Here is a 21,178-nt window from a genome sequence, read left to right as displayed (position 1 = left end):
AGGATTGACGAGCGAGCATGCGCTCGACTCAGAAGAAGCGCGTCGGCCGGCGCAGGCTGGCCGGCTGGTGGCGCGCGACACGCGCGGCGCCCGACTGCACGTGCGTGCGGCGGGTCGTCGCGCGCTTGTACCAGACAGGCGTCGCCGCCTGCTTGATGCGCCAGTTGCGACGCTTCGGCGCGAGCGCGGCCGAACTGCCGCCGCGCCACGACGGCGCCGCCGGCGTATTGGAACCGTACGACCCGGCATCGCCGGAAGCCTCGTTAAGCCCCCCGACCGCGGAATGCCACGTGTCGTTCAGGTCCTTCTCGTGCTCGCGCAGGTTGTCGTGAATCGTCGTCTCGACATTGCGCGCGGCCGATTCGAAATCGGTCTTCATCGTCCGCAGCGCGTCGAGTTCGATTTCGCGCGAGACCTCGGCCTTCACGTCGTTGATGTACCGCTGCGCGCGGCCGAACAGCGCGCCTGCCGTACGCGCGACGCGCGGCAGGCGCTCGGGGCCGAGCACCACGAGCGCGACGACGCCGATCAGCGCCATCTTCGAAAGACCGAGATCCAGCATCGCGAATGCCTGTCAGCGTACCGGCGTTACGCCTTGTTCGAATCGGAACGCGTCGTTTCCTTCGCGTTGACGTCGACCGTACCCGTACGCGGCAATTGCTGCGCGTCCGCCGGCGTTTCGCCTTCCTTCATGCCGTCCTTGAAACCCTTCACGGCGCTGCCGAGGTCGTTGCCGATGTTGCGCAGCTTCTTCGTACCGAAAACCAGCGCGACGATCAGCAGCACGATCAGCCAGTGCCAAATGCTCAATCCACCCATGATGAAACCTCTCCTCAACCACGCCGCCATGCGGCGCAAATCGCCGGCAACGCGCCGGCTTCGACCATCGGATGCGGGGAAACGCCCCGCGCCGTCAACCCATCCGCTGCCACGGGCGCGGGCCGGCCAGGATATGCGCGTGCAGGTGGTAGACCTCCTGCCCGCCGCCCGGGCCCGTGTTGATCACCGTGCGAAAACCGGTTTCGCCGCCCGTATACGCGACCCCGAGCTGGTCGGCCAGACGCGCGACGAGCAGCATCAGCCGGCCGAGCATCGGCGCATCGGCCTCACCCGCCGCCGACAGCGTCGGCAGGTGCCGGCGCGGAATCACGAGCACGTGCGTGTCGGCCGCCGGGCGGATGTCGCGGAACGCGACGAATTCGTCGTCCTCGTGCACCTTCGTGCTCGGGATCTCGCCTGCCGCGATCTTGCAGAACAGGCAATTCGGATCGTGACTCATGTTGCTCCTGCAAACGCCCGTGCGCCGGTCAGAACCACGCCTGCGGATCGAGCGTCTTGTTGTCGTTCAGGTACAGCCAACCCTTGATGATACGGTACAGCGTCCAAATCCATGTGACAAACATCACGACGAATCCGATCGCGACGAACATCAGCGCGAACCCGATCGCGTAGGCGATCAGCGCGCGCCAGAACGTGCGGATCTGCCACTCGAAGTGATCGGCGTACGGCGTGCCGGCCACGTCGCCGCGCTTCACGTAGTTGATGATGATCGCGATGATGCCCGTGACGCCACCCGTTAGCCAGTGAATCGCATAGAGGCCGTACAGCACGTGGGTCAGCGTGCGCAGCCCGTTCAGGCGTTCGGCATCCGCTGCTCCCGGCACCGCCGGCGTCGGAAACTGGTTCGACGTTTCGTTCATGATGCTACCCCCGTTAGATGACAATTCTTACAGCTTACCGCACTGTTGCCACCGCGGCGGGGCCTGCGTGTCACCCGCCGTTTTCCTCGCGCTCGCGGCGCTTGCGCAGCGCTTTTTCCTCGATGCCCGACAAGCCTTCGCGGCGCTCGAGTTCGGCGATCACGTCGGCCGGGCTCAGGTCGAAATGCGACAGCATCACGAGGCAGTGGAACCACAGGTCGGCCACCTCGCCGACGAGCGCGCCCGGCGCGCCGCCCTGGCGCACGTCCTTCGCGGCCAGCACGACTTCCGTCGCCTCTTCGCCGATCTTCTTCAGCACCGCGTCGTCGCCCTTGTGGAACAGGCGCGACACGTACGATTGATCGGGATCGCCGCCCTTGCGGCTATCGATCACGGCCGCGAGGCGCAGCAGCGTGTCTTCGGTCGATTGCGTCATTTGTAGATATGTTCGGGGTCTTTCAGCACCGGCTCGACCGCGACCCAGTCGCCGCTGTCCACGGTACCTTCGAATTTCTGGAAGAAGCACGAATGCCGGCCGGTGTGGCATGCGATGCCCGACACCTGCTCGACCTTCAGCAGCACGACATCCTCGTCGCAGTCGAGCCGCACCTCGTGCACGTGCTGCACGTGGCCCGACTCCTCGCCCTTGAACCACAGGCGCTTGCGCGAACGCGAATAATAGACCGCGCGCTGCGTCTCGATCGTCTTCGCGAGCGCCTCGCGGTTCATCCACGCGAACATCAGCACGTCGTTCGTCGACGCTTCCTGCGCGATCACCGGCACGAGGCCGTTGTCGTCCCAGCGGACCTTGTCGAGCCACGCGGGCAGGGATTTCGTTTCCGTATTCATCACAGCCTCACCGCGATGCCCTGGTCGGACATGAAGCGCTTCGCCTCGCCGACCGTGTGCTCGCCGTAGTGGAAGATGCTCGCGGCCAGCACCGCGTCGGCGCGGCCGTCCTTGATGCCGTCCGCGAGATCCTGCAGGCAGCCGACGCCGCCCGAGGCGATCACCGGCACCGGCACTGCGTCCGACACGCCGCGCGTGAGTGCGAGGTCGAAGCCCGACTTCGTGCCGTCGCGGTCCATGCTCGTGAGCAGGATCTCGCCCGCGCCGAGCTCGGCCATCTTGCGCGCCCATTCGATCGCATCGAGGCCTGTGTTCTTGCGGCCGCCGTGCGTGAACACTTCCCAGCGCGGCGTCTCGCCGTCGGCCGACACGCGCTTCGCGTCGATCGCGACGACGATGCACTGCGAGCCGTACTTGTCGGCCGCGTCGCGCACGAGCTGCGGATTCGCGACCGCCGACGAATTCATGCTGACCTTGTCCGCGCCCGCGTTCAGCAGGCGCCGTACGTCCTCGACGGCGCGCACGCCGCCGCCGACGGTCAGCGGAATGAACACCTGCGACGCAACGGCCTCGATGATCGGCAGGATCAGGTCGCGCTGGTCGGACGTCGCGGTGATGTCGAGGAAAGTCAGTTCGTCGGCGCCCTGGTCGTCGTAGCGGCGGGCGATTTCGACGGGGTCGCCGGCGTCGCGCAGCTCGACGAAATTGACGCCCTTGACGACACGCCCGGCGGTCACGTCCAGGCAAGGGATGATGCGTTTAGCTAGAGCCATGATGTTGCGCCAAATGCCGCGTTGGGACGGCCGGTTGCGGAAGCCTCGCGCGAGGCTTCCGGTCGGGGCCGCCCGTGAGCAGCCCCGGCGAACGGACAACCGCGGTTACGCGTTGTCGAGCTCGCCGTTCAGTTCGTCCGCGCGCTTTTGCGCGGCCGCGAAATCGAGATCGCCGGAGTAGATCGCACGGCCGCAGATCACGCCTTCGACGCCGTGCTCTTCCACTTCGCACAGGCTCTCGATATCCGTGAGGTTCGACAGGCCGCCGCTGGCGATCACCGGGATGCCGACCGCCTGCGCGAGCTTCACGGTCGCGTCGATGTTGATGCCCTGCAGCATCCCGTCGCGGCCGATGTCCGTATAGACGATCGATTCGACGCCGTAGTCCTCGAACTTCTTCGCGAGATCGATCACCTCGTGGCCGGTCAGCTTGCTCCAGCCGTCGGTCGCGACCTTGCCGTCCTTCGCGTCCAGCCCGACGATGATGCTGCCGGCGAACGCGGTGCACGCGTCCTGCAGAAAGCCCGGGTTCTTCACCGCGGCGGTGCCGATGATCACATAGGACAGGCCGGCGTCGAGATACTTCTCGATCGTCTCGAGGCTGCGGATGCCGCCGCCGAGCTGTACGGGAATTTCGTCGCCGACTTCTTCGAGGATCGCTTCGATCGCCTCGAGATTCTTCGGCTTGCCGGCGAATGCGCCGTTCAGGTCGACGAGATGGAGCCGCCGGGCGCCGAGATCGACCCACTTGCGGGCCATCGCCGCCGGGTCCTCGGAGAAAATCGTGGCCTGGTCCATATCGCCCTGTTTGAGGCGCACACACTGACCGTCTTTGAGGTCGATGGCCGGAATCAGCAACATAGCAATCGGGTGTCGTCGTGGAAAATGAAAAGAATCCGGCGCGTACCGGCCAAACCGGTGCCGCGCCGTCTCGCTAGTTTAGTACAACTCTTTCGGCGCTTAAGCGGGCAAGCCCCGCGCGACAGGCCGTTCGGCCAGTTCGACTGTGGCTCGCGCACCACGTTTTACGGTTTCCAGTGTACGAAGTTGCGATACAGACGCAACCCGACCTCCGCGCTTTTCTCGGGGTGGAATTGGGTCGCGAAGAGATTGTCCCGCGCGACCGCAGACGTAAACGGCGCGCCGTAGGCCGTTTCGCCAACCGTATGCGCCGGGTTGTCCGGCGTGACGTAATAGCTGTGTACGAAGTAGAAATACGCGTCGTCGGGCACGCCGTCCCACAGCGGGTGCGGCTGCGCCTGACGTACGCGGTTCCAGCCCATCTGCGGCACCTTGAAGCGCGAGCCGTCGTCCTGCAGGCGGCCGTCGAGCTCGAAGCGCACGACCTTGCCGGGCAACAGGCCGAGGCCCTTCGTGTCGCCTTCCGCACTCCAGTCGAACAGCATCTGCTCGCCGACGCACACGCCGAGCAGCGGCTTCGTGCGCGACGCCTCGATTACGGCCTCCTGCAGGCCCGATTCGCCGAGGCAGCGCATGCAGTCGGGCATCGCGCCCTGGCCGGGTAGCACGACGCGGTCGGCCGCGCGAATCGCGGCCGGCGTGTCGACGATCGCCACGTCGGCGGCCGGTTCGGCCTTCTTGAGCGCCTGCGCGACCGAGCGCAGGTTGCCCATCCCATAATCCACAATCGCAATCGAAGTTTTCATCTCAGTGCAGGCAGTAGCGCCCTCAGTCCATTGACGATGAATTCCACCGCCAGCGCCGACAGCATCAGACCCATCAGCCGCGTGGCGATGTTGATGCCGGTGCGGCCGATCCAGTTCGCGATCGGCTCGGCGAGCCGCATCGCGACGAAACACAGAAAAGCCAGGACCGCGCCGATCGCGACCAGCCCGGCCCGCTCATACCAGTGATGCGCGTTCGCCGCATAGATGATCACCGTGCTGATCGAGCCGGGGCCCGTGAGCAGCGGAATCGCCAGCGGCACGACCGCGATGTTGTCCTTCAGCTCGGCTTCGTGGCGCTCCTCCGGCGTCGATCGCGTGTTGCCGATCTGCGCGTTCAGCATGTTGATCGCCATCAGCAGCATGATGATCCCGCCGCCCACTTCGAGCGACCCGACCGAAATGCCGAAGAAGTTGATGATCTGCTGCCCGAGCAGCGCGGTCACCGTCATCACGCAGAACACCGACACCGATGCGATCCGGATCGTGCGCCGCCGCTCGCCGTCCGTCTGCTGCGCCGTCAGGCTCAGGAAGAACGGCACCGCGCCGACCGGGTTGATCAGCGCGAGCAGCGAAATGAACGATTTGAGCAGATCCATCGCAAGCCGGCGCCGCGCGCCGAAGCCGTGAGGTTGTCCTTAGCGTGCGTCCGTTCGGACGTTCAGAGGCTTCCTTTCGTCGACGGAATCTGCCCCGCCGCGCGCTCGTCGAGCTCCACCGCCGCGCGCAGCGCGCGGCCGAAGGCCTTGAACACCGTCTCGAGCTGATGGTGCGCGTTGATCCCGCGCAGGTTGTCGATGTGCAACGTGACGCCCGCGTGATTCACGAACCCGCGGAAGAACTCGATCGACAGGTCGACGTCGAACGTGCCGATCCGCGCGCGCGTGAACGGCACATGGAATTCGAGGCCGGGCCGGCCCGAGAAGTCGATCACGACGCGCGACAGCGCCTCGTCGAGCGGCACGTACGAATGGCCGTAGCGGCGGATGCCCTTGCGATCGCCGATCGCCTTCGCGACGGCCTGGCCAAGCGTGATGCCGACGTCCTCGACCGTGTGGTGATCGTCGATATGCGTGTCGCCATGCGCTTCGACCTCGAGATCGACCAGACCGTGTCGCGCGATCTGGTCGAGCATATGGTCGAGAAACGGCACGCCGGTGGCCAGCTTCTGCCGGCCGGTGCCGTCGAGATCGAGCTTCACACGGATCTGCGTTTCGCTGGTATTGCGAACGACTTCCGCCACACGCATGGCAATTCCTTGATTGAGTCTGATGTAAATGGGGATTGATCGTCGCGCGCCGCCGCGCACGGGGCTCAACCGGGCAGCGCGAGTTTCAGGGCGGCCAGCAAGCGGGCGTTTTCGTCGGGAGAACCGACGGTCAGCCGCACGCATTCGGCCAATAATGGATGCATTTTACTCACGTTTTTGACCAGCACCCGCTCGGTGAGCAGCGCATCGAACACGGCAGCCGCGTCCGGCACGCGCACCAGCAGGAAATTGGCGGCGCTCGGGAACACCGTCGCGCCCGGCAGCGCGGCCACCGCCTGCGCGAGGCGCGCGCGCTCCGCGCGCAATTCGGCCGCCTGCGCATCGAGCACGTCGAGGTGGTCGAGCAGGAAATCGGCGCTCGCCTGGGTCAGCACGTTGATGTTGTACGGCGGGCGCACCTTGTCGAATTCGTTCAGCCATGCGGGCGAGCCGACGAGATAGCCGAGGCGGATACCCGCGAGGCCGAGCTTCGACACCGTGCGCATCACGACGACGTTGTCGAACTCGGCGGCGCGCGGCAACCACGAACGCCCGGCGAACGGCTGGTACGCCTCGTCGATCACGATCAGGCTATGCCGCGCGGCCGCGACGATCCGCTCGACGTCGGCATCGTCGTACAGCGTGCCGGTGGGGTTGTTCGGATACGCGAGATAGACGATCGCCGGCCGGTGCTCCGCGATCGCCGCGAGCATCGCGTCGACGTCGAGCGTCAGGTCGGCCTTCAGCGGCACGCCGACGAATTCGAGCTGCGCGAGCTTCGCCGAGAGCTCGTACATCACGAAGCCCGGCACCGGCGCGAGCACCTTCGCGCCCGGCTGCGCGCAGGCGATCGCGATCATGCTGATGATTTCGTCGGAACCGTTGCCGAGCAGGATGTCGCAGCCGGCCGGCACGCGCATCGCGTGGCGCAGCTTGTCGAGCAGCGCGGCCGGGCGCGGCGCCGGGTAGCGGTTCAGCGCGACCTGCGCGAGCCGCTCGCCGAGCGCCGCGGCGAGCGGCGCCGGCAGCGGATACGGGTTCTCCATCGCGTCGAGCTTCACGAACCCGCTCGCGTCGGGAACCGGATAGCTCGTCATCGCGAGCACGTCGCGGCGGATGATGTCTTGTGGCGTCGTCATGGTTTCAAGCCGGCGTGCGTCGCGCCGGCATCAGATGGTCGGCAAGGCGGCGGCTGCCGCCCTGCACTCGTCTCCTGCCTCGATCCGGGCGCCGCCGGCGCCGGCGCCTCGGCGCCCGCCCGGCCGCGCACAATGCGCGGTCAGCCCTTCATCCGGAACTCGGCGCTCCTCGCGTGCGCCTGCAGCCCTTCGCCGTATGCGAGCTCGGACGCGATCTCGCCAAGCGTCTGCGCGCCTTCCGCGCTGACCTCGATCAGGCTCGAGCGCTTGATGAAGTCGTACACGCCGAGCGGCGACGAGAAGCGCGCGGTGCGCGACGTCGGCAGCACGTGGTTCGGGCCCGCGCAGTAGTCGCCGAGGCTCTCGCTCGTATAGCGGCCGAGGAAAATCGCGCCCGCATGACGGATCTGCTGGCCCCATTGCTGCGGCTCCAGCGCCGAGATTTCGAGGTGTTCCGGCGCGATGTCGTTCGCGATCCGGCACGCCTCGGCCATGTCGCGCACCTTGATCAGCGCGCCGCGGCCCTCGAGCGACGCACGGATCACGTCCTGGCGCGGCATCGTCGGCAGCAGCTCGTCGATCGCCTTCTCGACGCGATCGAGGAACGCACCGTCCGGGCACAGCAGGATCGACTGCGCGAGTTCGTCGTGCTCGGCCTGCGAGAACAGGTCCATCGCCACCCAATTCGGATCGGTCGTGCCGTCGCACAGCACGAGGATTTCCGACGGCCCGGCGATCATGTCGATGCCGACCGTGCCGAATACGCGGCGCTTCGCCGACGCGACGTACGCGTTGCCGGGGCCGCAGATCTTGTCGACGGCCGGCACCGTCGCCGTGCCGTACGCGAGCGCGCCGACCGCCTGCGCGCCGCCGATCGTGAACACGCGATCGACGCCGCCGAGCAGCGCCGCGGCGAGCACGAGGTCGTTCTTCACGCCGTCCGGCGTCGGCACGACCATGACGATCTCGCCCACCCCCGCGACGCGCGCGGGAATCGCGTTCATCAGCACCGACGACGGATACGCGGCCTTGCCGCCCGGCACGTACAGGCCGACGCGGTCGAGCGGCGTGACCTTCTGGCCGAGCACCGTGCCGTCGCTTTCCGTGTACTGCCAGCTATGCGTGCCGCACTCGATCTTCTGCTTCTCGTGGTACGCGCGCACCCGCGCCGCGGCCGCTTCCAGCGCCGCGCGCGCCTTCGGCGCGAGGCCGTCGAGCGCCGTCTGCAGCGCGTCCTGCGGCAGTTCGAGCGCGGCGACGCTGTCCGCGCTCAGCCGGTCGAAGCGGTTCGTGTACTCGAGCACCGCGGCGTCGCCGCGCGACTTCACGTCGGCGAGGATCTGCGCGACCGATTGCTCGATCGCTTCGTCTTCGCTCGCCTCGAACGCGAGCACGGCGCGCAGGGCGGCGCCGAAGCCTTCGTTCGTCGAATCGAGCTTGCGGATGGTGATGGACATGGGAGTTCCGTTACGGTGATGCGCTCAACCGCCATTCTGCGACGCGCGTTCGAACGCGTCGAGGATCGGCTTGAGCGCCGCGCGCTTCAGCTTGAGCGCGGCCTGGTTCACGACGAGGCGCGACGAGATCGCCATGATCTCCTCGACCTCGACCAGATTGTTCGCCTTCAGCGTGCCGCCCGAGCTGACGAGGTCGACGATCGCGTCGGCCAGCCCGACCAGCGGCGCCAGCTCCATCGAGCCGTACAGCTTGATCAGGTCGACGTGCACGCCCTTCGCGGCGAAGTGTTCGCGTGCCGTTTCGACGTATTTCGTCGCGACCCGCAGGCGCGCGCCCTGGCGCACCGCGTTCGCGTAGTCGAAACCGGCCGGCACGGCCACCGACATCCGGCAGCGCGCAATGTTCAGATCGATCGGCTGGTACAGGCCCGAACCGCCGTGCTCGACCAGCACGTCCTTGCCGGCCACGCCGAAATCGGCCGCGCCGTATTCGACGTAGGTCGGCACGTCGCTCGCGCGCACGATGATCACGCGCAGGTTCGGATCGGTCGTGGGCAGGATCAGCTTGCGCGACGTTTCCGGATCCTCGGCCACCTGCACGCCGGCGGCGGCCAGCAGCGGCAGGGTTTCCTCGAAAATCCGGCCCTTCGACAGGGCGAGGGTCAGCGGCGCGGTCATGCTTGGCTCCCGGAAAGGCGGCGTACGTTCGCGCCGACGGCGGTCAGTTTGGTTTCCATGCGGTCGTAGCCGCGGTCCAGGTGATAGATGCGGTCGACGAGCGTTTCGCCGTCGGCGCGCAGCCCGGCGATCACGAGGCTCGCCGACGCACGCAGGTCGGTCGCCATCACGTTCGCGCCCGACAGCTTCTCGACACCCGTCACGAGCGCCGTGTTGCCGTCGATCGTGATGTTCGCGCCGAGCCGGTTCAGCTCCTGCACATGCATGAAGCGGTTCTCGAAAATGGTCTCGACGACCTGCGCGGTGCCCGCCGCGACCGTATTGAGGGCCATGAACTGCGCCTGCATGTCGGTCGGAAACGCCGGGTATTCCGACGTGCGGATCGTCACCGCCGACGGGCGGCGGTCCATCGTCACGCGCAGCCAGCTGTCGCCTTCCTCGATCGACACGCCCGCTTCGCGCAGCTTGTCGATCACCGCGTCGAGGATGTGCGGGCGCACGCCCGTCAGCCTCACGTCGCCGCCGGCCGCCGCGACCGCGCACAGGAACGTGCCGGCCTCGATGCGGTCGGGGATCACCGAATGGCGCGCGCCGTGCAGCCGCTCGACGCCCTGGATCACGAGGCGGTCGGTGCCGATGCCGTCGATTTTCGCGCCCATCGCGACCAGCAAGTGTGCGAGATCGCTCACTTCCGGCTCGCGTGCGGCGTTTTCGATCACCGTCTCGCCGTCGGCGAGCGTCGCGGCCATCAGCAGGTTTTCGGTCCCCGTCACCGTGATCATGTCGGTCACGATGCGCGCGCCCTTCAGGCGCTTCGCGCGCGCTTCGATGAAGCCGTGCTCGATGCTGATCTCGGCGCCCATCGCCTGCAGGCCCTTGATGTGCTGGTCGACCGGCCGCGCGCCGATCGCGCAGCCGCCCGGCAGCGACACCTTCGCCTCGCCGAAGCGCGCGAGCAGCGGCCCGAGCACGAGGATCGATGCGCGCATCGTCTTCACGAGCTCGTACGGCGCGACGAGGTTGTCGACGCTCGACGCGTCGAGCTGCACGCGGCAGCCGTCGGTCTCGCTCTTCACGCCCATCTGGTTCAGCACCTTCAGCGTGGTGCGCACGTCCTTCAGGTTCGGCACGTTGTCGAGCTCGACCGGCTCGGCGCTGAGCAGCCCCGCGCAGAGGATCGGCAACGCGGCGTTCTTCGCGCCCGACACGACGATCTCGCCGGACAGGCGGCGGCCGCCTTCGATCACGAGCTTGTCCATCCCCTGTCCCTGCGATTCCCCGTTGGCGGCCGGGTGTGCCGTGGCGACGCTCTGGACGGCGTCGCGCTCGTTGGCGGTGACTTGCACTCAGTGATTTCCGTTTATGCGTTCTGCCATTCGGCGGGCGTCAGCGTCTTCATGCTGAGCGCGTGAATTTCCTGCTTCATGCGATCGCCGAGCGCCGCATAGACGAGCTGGTGCCGCTGGATCGGCCGCTTGCCTTCGAAGGCCGCCGACACGATCGTCGCGAAGAAATGCTGGCCGTCGCCTTCGACTTCCAGATGCGTGCAGGCGAGACCGCCGGCGATGTATTGCTTGACCTGTTCGGGAGTCGGCAACATGGTGTAAGGCTCCTGTCGGCGCGCACCGCCTTGAAGCGGCCGCGGCCTGTCGATATCAATGACGCAGTTTGTAGCCGGCCGCGAGCAGCCGCATCGCGATCAGCGCGAGCAGCACGAAGAAACCGGTGACGATCGCGAGGCTCGCGAACGGGTTGATGTCGGACGCGCCGAAGAACCCGAAACGGAAGCCGTCGATCATGTAGAAAAACGGGTTGAGACGCGACACTTCGCGCCACACGGGCGGCAGCGAGTGCGTCGAATAGAACACGCCGGACAGAAACGTCAGCGGCATGATCAGGAAGTTCTGGAACGCGGCAAGCTGGTCGAACTTCTCGGCCCAGATCCCGGCGATCAGGCCGAGCGTGCCGAGGATCGCCGAGCCGAGCAGCGCGAACGCAATGATGAACAGCGGCGCCGCGAAGTGCATCGGGATAAACCAGATCGTCACGACGAACACGCCGGCGCCGACCGCGAGCCCGCGCACGACGGACGCGAGCACGTACGCGCCGAAGATGTCGCGGTACGACAGCGGCGGCAGCAGCATGAACACGAGGTTGCCGGTGATCTTCGACTGGATCAGCGACGACGAGCTGTTCGCGAACGCGTTCTGCAGCACGCTCATCATCACGAGGCCCGGCACGAGAAAGCTCACGTATTCGACGCCGGGATAGACCTCGACGCGGCCCGACAGCGCATGGCCGAAGATCGTCAGATACAGCAGCGCCGTGACGATCGGCGCGAGCACCGTCTGGAACGACACCTTCCAGAAACGCAGCAGTTCCTTGTAGAACAGCGTTCGAAACCCGCTTCCCGGCACGGGCCGGGCCGTCCCCTCGGACGGCAGCGAACCCAGTTCGCGTGGGGAGTGTTGATTCATGCCAGACCCTCGACGACTTCTGCCCCGTTCATCACCTGGACGAACACGTCCTCGAGGTCGGCCTTGCGGACCTCGATCTCGTCGAACGTGCAGCCCGCCGTGCGGCATTGCGCGAGGATGCGTTCGACCTCGTCGTAGCTCGCGAGGCGCAGCAGGTGCTCGCCCGGCGCGCGCGCGGCCGGGTCGGTTTCCAGCCCACGCAGCTCGGCCGGCAGCGCGCCCGTCGCGAGCCGCAGGTACAGCTGCAGGCCCGCGAAGCGGCGCAGCAGCGCGTCGGTGCGCTCGAGCGCGACGACTTCGCCACGACGCAGCATCGCGATGCGGTCGCACAGCGACTCGGCTTCCTCGAGGTAATGGGTGGTCAGCACGATCGTGTGACCCTCGCGGTTCAGGCGCGAGATGAATTTCCACAGCGTCTGGCGCAACTCGACGTCGACGCCGGCGGTCGGCTCGTCGAGCACGATCACGGGCGGCCGGTGCACGAGCGCCTGCGCGACGAGCACGCGGCGCTTCATCCCGCCCGACAGCGCGCGCATGTTCGCGTCGGCTTTCTCGGTGAGATCGAGATTGGCCATCACTTCGTCGATCCAGTCGTCGTTGCGGCGCAGCCCGAAATAGCCGGACTGGATCCGCAGCGTCTCGCGGACGGTGAAGAACGGGTCGAAAACGAGTTCCTGCGGAACGACGCCGAGTGCGCGGCGCGCACTGCGGAAGTCCTGGACGACGTCGTGACCGCGCACCGAGATACTGCCTTCGTCGGCCCGGGCGAGCCCGGCGAGGATACTGATGAGCGTGGTCTTGCCTGCGCCGTTGGGGCCGAGCAGACCGAAAAACTCGCCTTCCTCGACCGACAGGCTGACGCCCTTGAGCGCCTGAAGCGACTTGTAGCGCTTCTTGACGTGACGGATTTCTATGGCTGACATGACTGTGCGCGACGCAGGGGCCGCGACGCCTATTCTGTGCTTGCTGCGAAAGAAAATGGGGGCCCGACGCCGATTGGCTGCCCCGCAAAACGCTTGATTATAGGGCAAACCGGCTGGGGGAACCGGCGCCGACGGCGCGCGGCCTGAAGCGTGCGCGCGCCGGCTGGCGCGGCAGGCTTCGGTCGGACAGGGTCAATGTCGCCCGGTGCCGTCGATGAGCGCGTCGACGCCGTAGGCGCGCGCGAGGCTGGCGAGCTTCGGAGGGAGATTGAGGATGTCGAGGGCTGCGCCGCGCGCTTGGGCGGCACGTTGCCATGCGAGCAGCACGGCGAGCGCGGACGAGTCGAACTGCGTCAGCGCCGCGCAATCGACGGCGGTCGCGCCGCCGCCGATGCGCGCAAGACCGTCCGCGAGCGCGGACTTCGCGCTCGCGACGGTCAGCGAGGAACCGGCTGCGAAGCCGCTCACGACGCTTGCTTGCCCGCGGCAAGTTCCTGGTTCCGCTGCGACAGGAACTTGATCAGGCCGTCCACGCCGCTTTGCTGGATCTTCTCGTTGAACTGTTGCTGGTACGTCTGGATCAGCCACGCGCCGAGCACGTTCAGGTCATACACCTTCCAGCCGTTCGCCGTCTTGTACAGGCGGTAGTCGATCTGGACCGGCTGGCCGTTGTTCATCGCCACCGTCTTGACCACGACGTCGGTATCGGCCGGATCGGCGCGGAACGGCGGGTACTGGATCTGCTGGTCCGGCTTCAGCTGGGCGAGCGCGCCCGAATACGTGCGGATCAGCAGCAGCTTGAACTGCTCCTGAACCTGCTGCTGCTGCTCGACCGTCGCCGTGCGCCAGTTGCGGCCCATCGCGAGCTGCGTGGTGCGGCGGAAATCGGTGTACGGCAGGATGTCCTTGTTGACGATCGTGATGATGCGGTTGGTGTCGCCCTGCTTGATCGTCTGCTGCTTGACTTCGTCGAGCACCTGCTGCGTCGCCGTCTTGATCAGCGCCTGCGGGTTCGACTGGTCGACTTGCGCGTGAGCTGCGCTGCCGAACGAGAACAGCGCCGCGAAAACGGGGATCAGGAACAGTTTTTTCATCATAGTAGCCTGCATGAATGAGTCGATGCGAAGGTTGGAGCAGGTAGCTTACGCGCAAGTTCGCATACGCTACCGACTGAATCGTTTCCGGCTGTAACGAATGTAAGCCCGTCAGTGCAGCCGGATGCTCGGGAAGCGGAACCCGCCCGGCGACGGCGGCGCCACCTGCATTGCCGGCACGTTCGTTTCGCTGGCCGGGTTGGGCGTGTCGGCCGTGCCCGACGCCGGCGCGGCAACCGCCGCGCCCGATGCGCCCGCCGCGCCCGATGCCCCCGCCGGCGCCGCGCCGCCCACCGCGGCCGCGCCCGCCGTACCGGCCGCGCCGGCGGCCGCCGGTGCCGCACCGTCTTCCGGCAGGTCGTACTTCGGCAGCGCGTCGTTGCTCGACGTCGTGGCGGCCTCGCCGCGCGCGTTGCTGATGAGCATCTGGCGACGCTGCAGGTACGCATTGCGTACGAACGAATACTTGTCGAGCGCCGCGGCATCGAGCACGTCGCCCGCGCCGAGCAGGTTCGACCGCGTGTTGACCAGGTTCACGCCGAACAGGCCCCAGCTCAGGCCGTCCGGCTTCACGTAGGTGAGCGGGTTGCCGACGTAGTCGACGCCCAGGCCGGCCGTGTCGCGCAGCGTGCTCGGGCCGAGCAGCGGCAGCACGAGGTACGGGCCCGACGGCATGCCGTAGCGGCCCATCGTGATGCCGAAGTCGGCCGTGTGCTTCGGCAGCTTCGCGATCGTCGCGACGTCGAACAGGCCGCCGACGCCGAACACCGTGTTGATCACGACGCGCATGATGTCGCCGACGCCGTCCGCGATCCGCAGCTGCACGATGTTGTTCGCCGCGATGTAGACGTCGCCGATGTTCGAGAAGAAGTTCGTCACGCTCTCGCGCACCGGCTGCGGCACCACGTACTGGTAGCCCTTAGCGACCGGCTTCAGCGCGTACGTATCGACCGTGTCGTTGAACTTGTACATCGTCCGGTTGAAGCCTTCGAGCGGATCGCCCTTGGTCGGCGTCTGCACGGTCGCGCAGCCGCTCAACGCGGCGACTGCCGCTATCGCCAGCGCGGCGTGCCTGATGCGGATCGTGTGCATGGTCATTACCCTCTTGTTTTCTCTCGTGTGGTTATTGGCCGGCTGAACCGGACACCGCCGACGACGGTATCGCCACGGGTGCCGGCGCGGCCGGAGCCGCCGGCGCGGCCGATGCACCGGCTGCCGGCTTCGCACCGCCCGCATCGGCGGCCTTGCTGTACAGGAACTGGCCGATCAGGTTCTCGAGCACGATCGCCGACTGCGTCATCGTGATCGTATCGCCCGATTTCAGCATTTCGGTGTCACCGCCCGGATCGAGGCCGATATATTGCTCGCCGAGCAGGCCCGACGTCAGGATCTTCGCCGACGAATCCTTCGGGAACGGGTATTGGCCGTCGACGTCGATCGTGACGAGCGCCTGGTAGGTGTTCGTGTCGAAGCCGATCGACTTCACGCGGCCGACCACGACGCCGGCGCTCTTCACGGCCGCGCGCGGCTTCAGCCCGCCGATATTGTCGAATTTCATCCTCACCGAGTAGGTCGGCTGAAACGACAGCGAGCTCATGTTGCCGACCTTCAGCGCCAGGAACAGCACCGCAAGGAAGCCCACCACCACGAACAGGCCGACCCAGAAGTCGAGAGCAGTCTTTTTCATCGTCATCCCAAAATTTGGCTTGGCTGAGGCCTAGCTGAACATCAGCGCGGTCAGCAGGAAATCGAGGCCGAGTACGGCGAGCGACGCGAACACGACCGTCTTGGTGGTCGCGCGCGACACGCCTTCGGGCGTGGGCTTCGCTTCATACCCCTGGTACAGCGCAATGAAGGTCACGGCGAAACCGAACACGATGCTCTTCAGCACGCCGTTGCCGACGTCGGCCCAGACCTGGACCCCGCCCTGCATCTGCGACCAGAACGCGCCCGGATCGACGCCGATCAGCACGACGCCGACAAAGTAGCCGCCGAGCACGCCGACCGCATTGAAGATCGCGGCCAGCAGCGGCATCGCGATGATGCCCGCCCACATGCGCGGCGCGATCACGTTCTTGATCGGGTCGACCGCCATCATCTCGAGCGCGGTGAGCTGCTCGCCGGCCTTCATCAGGCCGATCTCGGCCGTGAGCGACGTGCCCGCGCGGCCCGCGAACAGCAGCGCGGTGACGACGGGCCCGAGCTCGCGCACGAGCGACAGCGCGACCAGCAGGCCGAGCGCCTGCTCGGAACCATAGCGGTTCAGCGTGTAATAACCCTGCAGGCCGAGCACGAAGCCGACGAACAGCCCCGACACGGCAATGATCACGAACGAATAGTTGCCGAGGAAGTGGATCTGCTTCGTGACCAGCCGCGGCCGGCGCAGCAGCGGGAAGAATTCCAGCACGAGGCGCACGAACAGGCGCGTGCCGTAGCCCGCCCGCTCGAGGCCGCCGATGACGTAACGTCCGATCGCGCTGATCATGCGCGCCCTCCGCCGAGCCCGAAATCCGCCGCCAGCGGCGGGCTCGTGTAGTGAAATTTGAACGGGCCGTCCGGCGCGCCGTCGATGAATTGCCGCACGCTCGGATCGGTCGACGCGCGCAGCTCGTCGGGCGTGCCCTGCGCGAGCACGCCGCCGTTGGCCAGAAAATACACGTAGTCGGCGATCGCGAACGATTCCGGCACGTCGTGCGTGACGAGGATCGACGTCGCGCCGAGCGCCTGGTTCAGCGTGCGGATCAGGTTCGCGGTAATGCCGAGCGAGATCGGATCGAGACCCGCGAACGGCTCGTCGTACATGATGAGCTGCGGATCGAGCGCGATCGCGCGCGCCAGCGCGATACGGCGCGCCATCCCGCCCGACACCTCGGACGGCATCAGGTCGCGCGCGCCGCGCAGCCCGACCGCGTTCAGCTTCATCAGCACCAGGTCGCGGATCAGGTCTTCGGGCAGGTCGGTATGCTCGCGCAGCGCGAACGCGACGTTCTCGAACACCGACATGTCGGTGAACAGCGCGCCGAACTGGAACAGCATGCCCATCTTGCGGCGCAGCGCATACAGGCCGTCGCGCGTTTGCGCGCCGACATCGGCGCCGTCGAACAGCACCTGGCCGCGGCGTGCGCGCACCAGGCCGCCGATCAGGCGCAGCACGGTGGTCTTGCCGCAACCCGAGCCGCCCATGACCGCGACGACCTGCCCACGCCCGAAGCGCAGGTTCAGGTTGGACAGGACGAGGCGGTCGCCGTAGCCGAAGTCGACGTCGCGAAGTTCCAGCAGAGTCTCGGGAGGAGTGGGGCTCACGGAGCGGACAGTCCTTTTACGCAGAACGCCGAATTATAGGGCCTGCATTGGAATGATGTCGTGACGCCGTTCCGGGCCCTGCGGTCAATAATTGTCAGATTGTCCGGCAAAGCACTGCTGCAGTGCAATAAGCGCCGTCCGATAGTCGGCCGCGCCCGTGACCGCGCTGACCACGGCGACGCTGCCGACGCCCGTCGCCAGCACGGCCGGCAGCGCATCGAGCCCCACTCCGCCGATCGCGACGAGCGGCGCCCGCGGGCCCGCCAAGCGCGCGTAGCGGGCAATTCGCGCAAGGCCCTGCGGCGGCGCGGCGACCGCCTTGGTGGCGGTCGCGTACACGGGACCGAGCGCGAGGTAGCTCGGCCGCTCGTGCAATGCCCGCAATATCTCGTAATAACCGTGACTCGAAAGTCCGAGCCGCAAGCCCGCGCGCGCGATCGCGGCCAGATCGGCCGTTTCGAGGTCCTCCTGGCCGAGATGTACGCCGTACGCACCCTCTTCTACGGCGATCTGCCAGTGATCGTTGATGAACACGCGCCCATCGGGATAGCGGCGCCCCGCCGCGACCGCGCGCGCGATTTCCCGGCGCAGCGCGTCCGGCGTCGCGTCTTTCACGCGCAATTGCACGGTTCGCGCGCCGCCGTCGAGCACGCGCTCGACCCATTCGGCGCTCGGCACGACCGGATAGAGGCCGAGCTGCGCGGGGCACGGAGCGAACGCCGGCTCAGGCGCGGGCGGCAGCCCGGCGACGCGCGGGAATCGTGCGGCCTCGACCGGCCACGCGTCGGCGGCGCGCGTCTCGTCGCCGTCGCGCCACGCCAGCGCGAGCACCAGCGCGTCGACCGGCGCGAAGCCGCAATCGAGGAACGCGGCGAGCGCCGCGATCCAGTCGTCGGCGAGCGGATGCGCGGCGTCGAGCGCATAGCGCACGCCGGCCGCATGCAGCACGGCGCCCTGCTCGTCGAATTCGATCGCCACCGCACCCGGCGACGCAGGCCGCGACACGGCCGACGCGCGCGCCTGGGCGGCACGATCGCCGGCCGACACGATCAGCACGTCGCCGTCGGCCGGCACGTCGGGCGCCGCCACGCAGAGCCGCCACGGCGCCGCGCCGTCCGGCCAGTCGCCGAGCCGCGCGCGAATCCGCTCGGCCGCTTCGGCCAGTTCGTCGGCCGGCGGCCAGAACGCATCGGCGAAGCGCGCGCTCATGCGCCGCCCCCGTCCTGGTGCCAGAACGGCATGCCGACGACCGGCGTGCTCGCGTGCGCGGTTTCGCGCGCGTCCATCGGGCCGGCGAGATACGCGGCGCGGCCAGCCTCGACGCCCTGCGCAAACGCGCGCGCCATGATCTCCGGGTGCGTGGCCTGCGACACGGCCGTATTCAGCAGCACACCGTCGAAACCCCACTCCATCACCTGGCACGCGTGCGACGGCACGCCGAGCCCCGCGTCGACGATCAGCGGCACGTCCGGCAGCCGCTCGCGCAGCACGCGCAGGCCGTACGGATTCACGACGCCCTTGCCGGTGCCGATCGGCGCACCCCACGGCATCAGCGCCTCGCAGCCGACGTCGAGCAGGCGCCGGCCGATCACGAGATCCTCCGTGCAGTACGGCAGCACCTTGAAGCCGTCCTTGACCAATTGCGCGGCGGCTTCGATTAGCCCGACCGGGTCGGGTTGCAGCGTGTAGTCGTCGCCGATCAGTTCGAGCTTGATCCAGTCGGTGCCGAATACCTCCCGCGCCATGTGCGCGGTCGTCACGGCTTCGGCGACGGTCTGGCAGCCGGCCGTGTTCGGCAGCAGCGGCACCGCGTGGCGCTTGAGCAGGTCGAAGAAGCCGGCTTCGGCGGTACCGCCCGTCATCTGGCGGCGCAGCGCGACCGTCACCATTCCGGGGTGCGACGCGGCGATCGAATCGGACAGCGACTGCAGCGACGGATAGCGCGACGTGCCGAGCAGCACGCGGCTTGCGAAGGTTACGCCGTACAGCGTCAGCGCATCGGCGGAGGTGTGGGACGTCATGTCGTTTTCCTGGAAGAGCGGAGCGAAACGGCGGCGCTCAGCCGCCCGCGACGGGGTGCACGACGTCGAGCTTGTCGCCCGCCGCGAGCGCGCGCGCCGCATGCTGCGTGCGCGCGACGAAGTTGCCGTTCAGCGCCACCGCGTACGGCGGACGCGCGCCGTACGCGGCAAGCGCGTCGGCCACCGTCGCGCCGTCGGGCAGCGTCAGGGTCTGTTGATTGATCTGGATATCCATGAGGCTGAGTCGGATTCGGTCGGCGGCGCGCATCAGGCCGGCTGGCGCGCGTCGTTGCGATGGTGAAGGAGCGTCGGCCAGCGTGCGGCGGCGCGCCACCCGGCGAACGCGTCGGCATCGCGGAGCGACCCGCCGAGCGCGGCTTGCGCGAACGCGACGGCCGCCTGCGCGACTTCCGGCGCGATCATGAAGCCGTGCCGGTACAGGCCGTTGACGGCGAGCGTCGATGCGCCGTCCCAGATCACCGCCGGGCGATGATCGGGCAGCGTCGGCCGGCACTGCGCATTGAGTTCGAGGATGCGCGCCTCGCCGAACGCCGGATGCACGGAGAACGCCGCGCTCAGCAGTTCGAGCGCGGAGCGCACGCTGACGGGCGACATGTCCTCGCCCTCCACCTCGGTCGCGCCGATCACGTAGAGATCGTCCTGCTTCGGCGCGATGTACAGCGGATAGCGCGGATGCAGCAACCGCACGGGCCGCGTGAGCCCGATGCCGGGCGCATGCACGCGCGCGACTTCTCCGCGGATGCCGCGCAGCGCGGGCAACGCGGATTTCGCGCCGAGCCCGCGGCAATCGATCGTGAAATGCGCGGCAGGCAGGTTCGCGTCGTCGACCGACGCGTGCCAGTGCAGCGCGACGCCGCGTTCGGCGAGGCCCGCCGCGAGCGCGCGCAGCGCCTGGCGGTTGTCGAGCTGGCCCTCGCGCGGCAGCATCAGTCCGCGCGCGAAACGGCCCGCGAGCGCGGGTTCGGCCGCGTCGACCTGCGCGCCGGCGAGCGTCACGAAGCCGCCGTCGAACAGCCCGGCCGGCGCGTTCGCGCGTATGCGCCGCTCGAACAGCGGCGCCTCCGCGCGGTCCGCGTGATGCCAGACGACGAGCGTGCCGTGATGCTGGAAAAAGACGGGTTCGGGCAGTTCCGCGAGCCACTGCGGCCAGCGCGCGAGCGACGCGGCGCCGAGCTCGGTGATCAGCAATTCCGCGCTCGCCGCTTCCGCGAGCGGCGCGAGCATCGCGGCCGCGATCCACGCGGCCGACTGCTCGCCGTCCGGGCCGCCGCGCTCGTAGAGCGCGACGCGATGCCCGTCGCCGGCGAGCCGCCACGCGATCAGGCGGCCGACGAGGCCGCCGCCGAGCACCGCGAAATCGGGCCGTGCATCCCGGACATTCATCGCGCGCCCTCCGCGCGAAGCACGCGGGCCCGTACGACCGACGCGGACGCACACGCGCCGTCCCGTGCAGACGCACACGACGGCAGATCGGGAACAGCGCAAAAGACTGAAGATTGAGCGGTCATCATTCCTTCCGTAACGCGCAATGCGCGTACCCAAAAGGACGAAACCGGCAGCAAAGGCCGGCCGGGCGGGACTCGGGCGCTGACCATGTGGGATGGCGGCCAGCGCGGCCCGGCGGGATCAGAAACTTCCCTCGCCGGTATTACCCGGATCGGGTGCGAAGGGTCTTTCTCAGCCTCGCCGCGCTGCCCGGAACATCTGCCGGCCGCGCCACGAAGCACCCCTGTTTCGTCGTCGGCCATTAGACCATAAAAGCGGAAAGCGCCGCAAACTGTCCCCCTTGCGGCAAATTCGCCGGCCCGC

28 protein-coding genes and 1 riboswitch are annotated in these 21,178 nt (G+C 67.7%); all 28 genes read right to left on the bottom strand.

All coding sequences use genetic code 11. The features are described 5' to 3' along the window. Window positions 1-28: 28 nt before the first annotated feature. Window positions 29-562: a Sec-independent protein translocase protein TatB gene (gene tatB, locus HWX09_RS12220; protein WP_027783361.1), complete on the bottom strand. Its 534-nt coding sequence runs from the start codon at window positions 560-562 to the stop codon at window positions 29-31. A 26-nt stretch (window positions 563-588) separates the two neighbouring features. After that, entirely contained in the window at window positions 589-819 is a 231-nt protein-coding gene (gene tatA / locus HWX09_RS12215) for a Sec-independent protein translocase subunit TatA (RefSeq protein WP_006751795.1), read from the bottom strand. 94 nt (window positions 820-913) lie between these two features. Continuing rightward, a complete protein-coding gene (locus HWX09_RS12210) occupies window positions 914-1,279 on the bottom strand; it encodes a histidine triad nucleotide-binding protein (protein ID WP_027783360.1) in 366 nt (121 codons plus the stop codon). A 28-nt stretch (window positions 1,280-1,307) separates the two neighbouring features. Further along, window positions 1,308-1,700 (bottom strand): membrane protein, encoded by a 393-nt coding sequence (locus HWX09_RS12205; protein ID WP_027783359.1) that lies wholly within the window; start codon window positions 1,698-1,700, stop codon window positions 1,308-1,310. A gap of 70 nt (window positions 1,701-1,770) precedes the next feature. Then, on the bottom strand, window positions 1,771-2,136 hold the full coding sequence (locus HWX09_RS12200; protein WP_027783358.1) for a phosphoribosyl-ATP diphosphatase: 366 nt from the start codon (window positions 2,134-2,136) through the stop codon (window positions 1,771-1,773). After that, complete coding sequence (gene hisI / locus HWX09_RS12195) at window positions 2,133-2,549, bottom strand: phosphoribosyl-AMP cyclohydrolase (protein ID WP_027783357.1); 417 nt, start codon at window positions 2,547-2,549, stop codon at window positions 2,133-2,135. Before hisI ends, HWX09_RS12200 begins: the two co-directional genes overlap by 4 nt. After that, window positions 2,549-3,322, bottom strand: a complete 774-nt coding sequence (gene hisF, locus HWX09_RS12190; RefSeq protein ID WP_027783356.1) for an imidazole glycerol phosphate synthase subunit HisF — start codon at window positions 3,320-3,322, stop codon at window positions 2,549-2,551. Before hisF ends, hisI begins: the two co-directional genes overlap by 1 nt. A 105-nt stretch (window positions 3,323-3,427) precedes the next feature. Further along, window positions 3,428-4,183, bottom strand: coding sequence for a 1-(5-phosphoribosyl)-5-[(5-phosphoribosylamino)methylideneamino]imidazole-4-carboxamide isomerase (gene hisA, locus HWX09_RS12185; protein WP_027783355.1), 756 nt, complete (start codon window positions 4,181-4,183; stop codon window positions 3,428-3,430). Between the two features lie 164 nt (window positions 4,184-4,347). Continuing rightward, window positions 4,348-4,989 carry an imidazole glycerol phosphate synthase subunit HisH gene (hisH, locus tag HWX09_RS12180; RefSeq protein ID WP_027783354.1) on the bottom strand — a complete coding sequence of 214 codons (642 nt, stop codon included), beginning with the start codon at window positions 4,987-4,989 and terminating at the stop codon, window positions 4,348-4,350. After that, the gene (locus HWX09_RS12175) at window positions 4,986-5,606 is read right to left on the bottom strand and encodes a YchE family NAAT transporter (protein WP_027783353.1); all 621 of its coding nucleotides are present in this window, start codon (window positions 5,604-5,606) and stop codon (window positions 4,986-4,988) included. The genes hisH and HWX09_RS12175 overlap by 4 nt, the downstream gene beginning before the upstream one ends. A gap of 62 nt (window positions 5,607-5,668) precedes the next feature. Then, complete coding sequence (gene hisB / locus HWX09_RS12170) at window positions 5,669-6,256, bottom strand: imidazoleglycerol-phosphate dehydratase HisB (RefSeq protein WP_011546606.1); 588 nt, start codon at window positions 6,254-6,256, stop codon at window positions 5,669-5,671. Between the two features lie 65 nt (window positions 6,257-6,321). Continuing rightward, window positions 6,322-7,395, bottom strand: a complete 1,074-nt coding sequence (gene hisC, locus HWX09_RS12165) for a histidinol-phosphate transaminase (RefSeq protein ID WP_027783352.1) — start codon at window positions 7,393-7,395, stop codon at window positions 6,322-6,324. Window positions 7,396-7,535: 140 nt separating this feature from the next. Next, window positions 7,536-8,852, bottom strand: a complete 1,317-nt coding sequence (hisD, locus tag HWX09_RS12160) for a histidinol dehydrogenase (protein ID WP_027783351.1) — start codon at window positions 8,850-8,852, stop codon at window positions 7,536-7,538. Window positions 8,853-8,876: 24 nt separating this feature from the next. Continuing rightward, window positions 8,877-9,530: an ATP phosphoribosyltransferase gene (gene hisG / locus HWX09_RS12155; protein ID WP_006477129.1), complete on the bottom strand. Its 654-nt coding sequence runs from the start codon at window positions 9,528-9,530 to the stop codon at window positions 8,877-8,879. Continuing rightward, window positions 9,527-10,876, bottom strand: a complete 1,350-nt coding sequence (gene murA / locus HWX09_RS12150; protein ID WP_027783350.1) for a UDP-N-acetylglucosamine 1-carboxyvinyltransferase — start codon at window positions 10,874-10,876, stop codon at window positions 9,527-9,529. The genes hisG and murA overlap by 4 nt, the downstream gene beginning before the upstream one ends. Before the next feature lie 14 nt (window positions 10,877-10,890). Beyond that, window positions 10,891-11,130, bottom strand: coding sequence for a BolA family protein (locus HWX09_RS12145; RefSeq protein ID WP_006477131.1), 240 nt, complete (start codon window positions 11,128-11,130; stop codon window positions 10,891-10,893). A gap of 55 nt (window positions 11,131-11,185) precedes the next feature. After that, the gene (locus tag HWX09_RS12140; protein ID WP_230469117.1) at window positions 11,186-12,007 is read right to left on the bottom strand and encodes an ABC transporter permease; all 822 of its coding nucleotides are present in this window, start codon (window positions 12,005-12,007) and stop codon (window positions 11,186-11,188) included. Continuing rightward, window positions 12,004-12,930: an ABC transporter ATP-binding protein gene (locus tag HWX09_RS12135; RefSeq protein ID WP_027783348.1), complete on the bottom strand. Its 927-nt coding sequence runs from the start codon at window positions 12,928-12,930 to the stop codon at window positions 12,004-12,006. The genes HWX09_RS12140 and HWX09_RS12135 overlap by 4 nt, the downstream gene beginning before the upstream one ends. Window positions 12,931-13,122: 192 nt before the next feature. Beyond that, entirely contained in the window at window positions 13,123-13,398 is a 276-nt protein-coding gene (locus HWX09_RS12130) for an STAS domain-containing protein (protein ID WP_027783347.1), read from the bottom strand. Further along, the gene (locus tag HWX09_RS12125) at window positions 13,395-14,024 is read right to left on the bottom strand and encodes an ABC transporter substrate-binding protein (RefSeq protein ID WP_027783346.1); all 630 of its coding nucleotides are present in this window, start codon (window positions 14,022-14,024) and stop codon (window positions 13,395-13,397) included. The genes HWX09_RS12130 and HWX09_RS12125 overlap by 4 nt, the downstream gene beginning before the upstream one ends. A gap of 111 nt (window positions 14,025-14,135) precedes the next feature. Further along, window positions 14,136-15,116, bottom strand: coding sequence for a VacJ family lipoprotein (locus HWX09_RS12120; RefSeq protein ID WP_027783345.1), 981 nt, complete (start codon window positions 15,114-15,116; stop codon window positions 14,136-14,138). 31 nt (window positions 15,117-15,147) lie between these two features. Continuing rightward, window positions 15,148-15,717, bottom strand: coding sequence for an outer membrane lipid asymmetry maintenance protein MlaD (mlaD, locus tag HWX09_RS12115; RefSeq protein ID WP_027783344.1), 570 nt, complete (start codon window positions 15,715-15,717; stop codon window positions 15,148-15,150). A gap of 24 nt (window positions 15,718-15,741) precedes the next feature. Further along, complete coding sequence (mlaE, locus tag HWX09_RS12110; RefSeq protein WP_006477137.1) at window positions 15,742-16,509, bottom strand: lipid asymmetry maintenance ABC transporter permease subunit MlaE; 768 nt, start codon at window positions 16,507-16,509, stop codon at window positions 15,742-15,744. Continuing rightward, complete coding sequence (locus HWX09_RS12105) at window positions 16,506-17,327, bottom strand: ABC transporter ATP-binding protein (protein ID WP_027783343.1); 822 nt, start codon at window positions 17,325-17,327, stop codon at window positions 16,506-16,508. The genes mlaE and HWX09_RS12105 overlap by 4 nt, the downstream gene beginning before the upstream one ends. An 84-nt stretch (window positions 17,328-17,411) precedes the next feature. Continuing rightward, window positions 17,412-18,536 (bottom strand): thiamine phosphate synthase, encoded by a 1,125-nt coding sequence (thiE, locus tag HWX09_RS12100; protein WP_027783342.1) that lies wholly within the window; start codon window positions 18,534-18,536, stop codon window positions 17,412-17,414. Then, complete coding sequence (locus HWX09_RS12095; RefSeq protein ID WP_027783341.1) at window positions 18,533-19,348, bottom strand: thiazole synthase; 816 nt, start codon at window positions 19,346-19,348, stop codon at window positions 18,533-18,535. The genes thiE and HWX09_RS12095 overlap by 4 nt, the downstream gene beginning before the upstream one ends. Before the next feature lie 37 nt (window positions 19,349-19,385). Beyond that, window positions 19,386-19,583: a sulfur carrier protein ThiS gene (gene thiS, locus HWX09_RS12090; RefSeq protein WP_027783340.1), complete on the bottom strand. Its 198-nt coding sequence runs from the start codon at window positions 19,581-19,583 to the stop codon at window positions 19,386-19,388. A 32-nt stretch (window positions 19,584-19,615) separates the two neighbouring features. Further along, on the bottom strand, window positions 19,616-20,752 hold the full coding sequence (locus HWX09_RS12085) for an FAD-dependent oxidoreductase (RefSeq protein WP_027783339.1): 1,137 nt from the start codon (window positions 20,750-20,752) through the stop codon (window positions 19,616-19,618). 234 nt (window positions 20,753-20,986) lie between these two features. Then, window positions 20,987-21,110, bottom strand: a riboswitch (TPP riboswitch). Between the last annotated feature and the right edge of the window lie 68 nt (window positions 21,111-21,178).

Origin of the sequence: Burkholderia sp. BCC1208 (assembly GCF_902833095.1) — a bacterium.
GTDB lineage: Bacteria > Pseudomonadota > Gammaproteobacteria > Burkholderiales > Burkholderiaceae > Burkholderia.
This window is presented reverse-complemented; position numbering and strand designations above follow the sequence as displayed.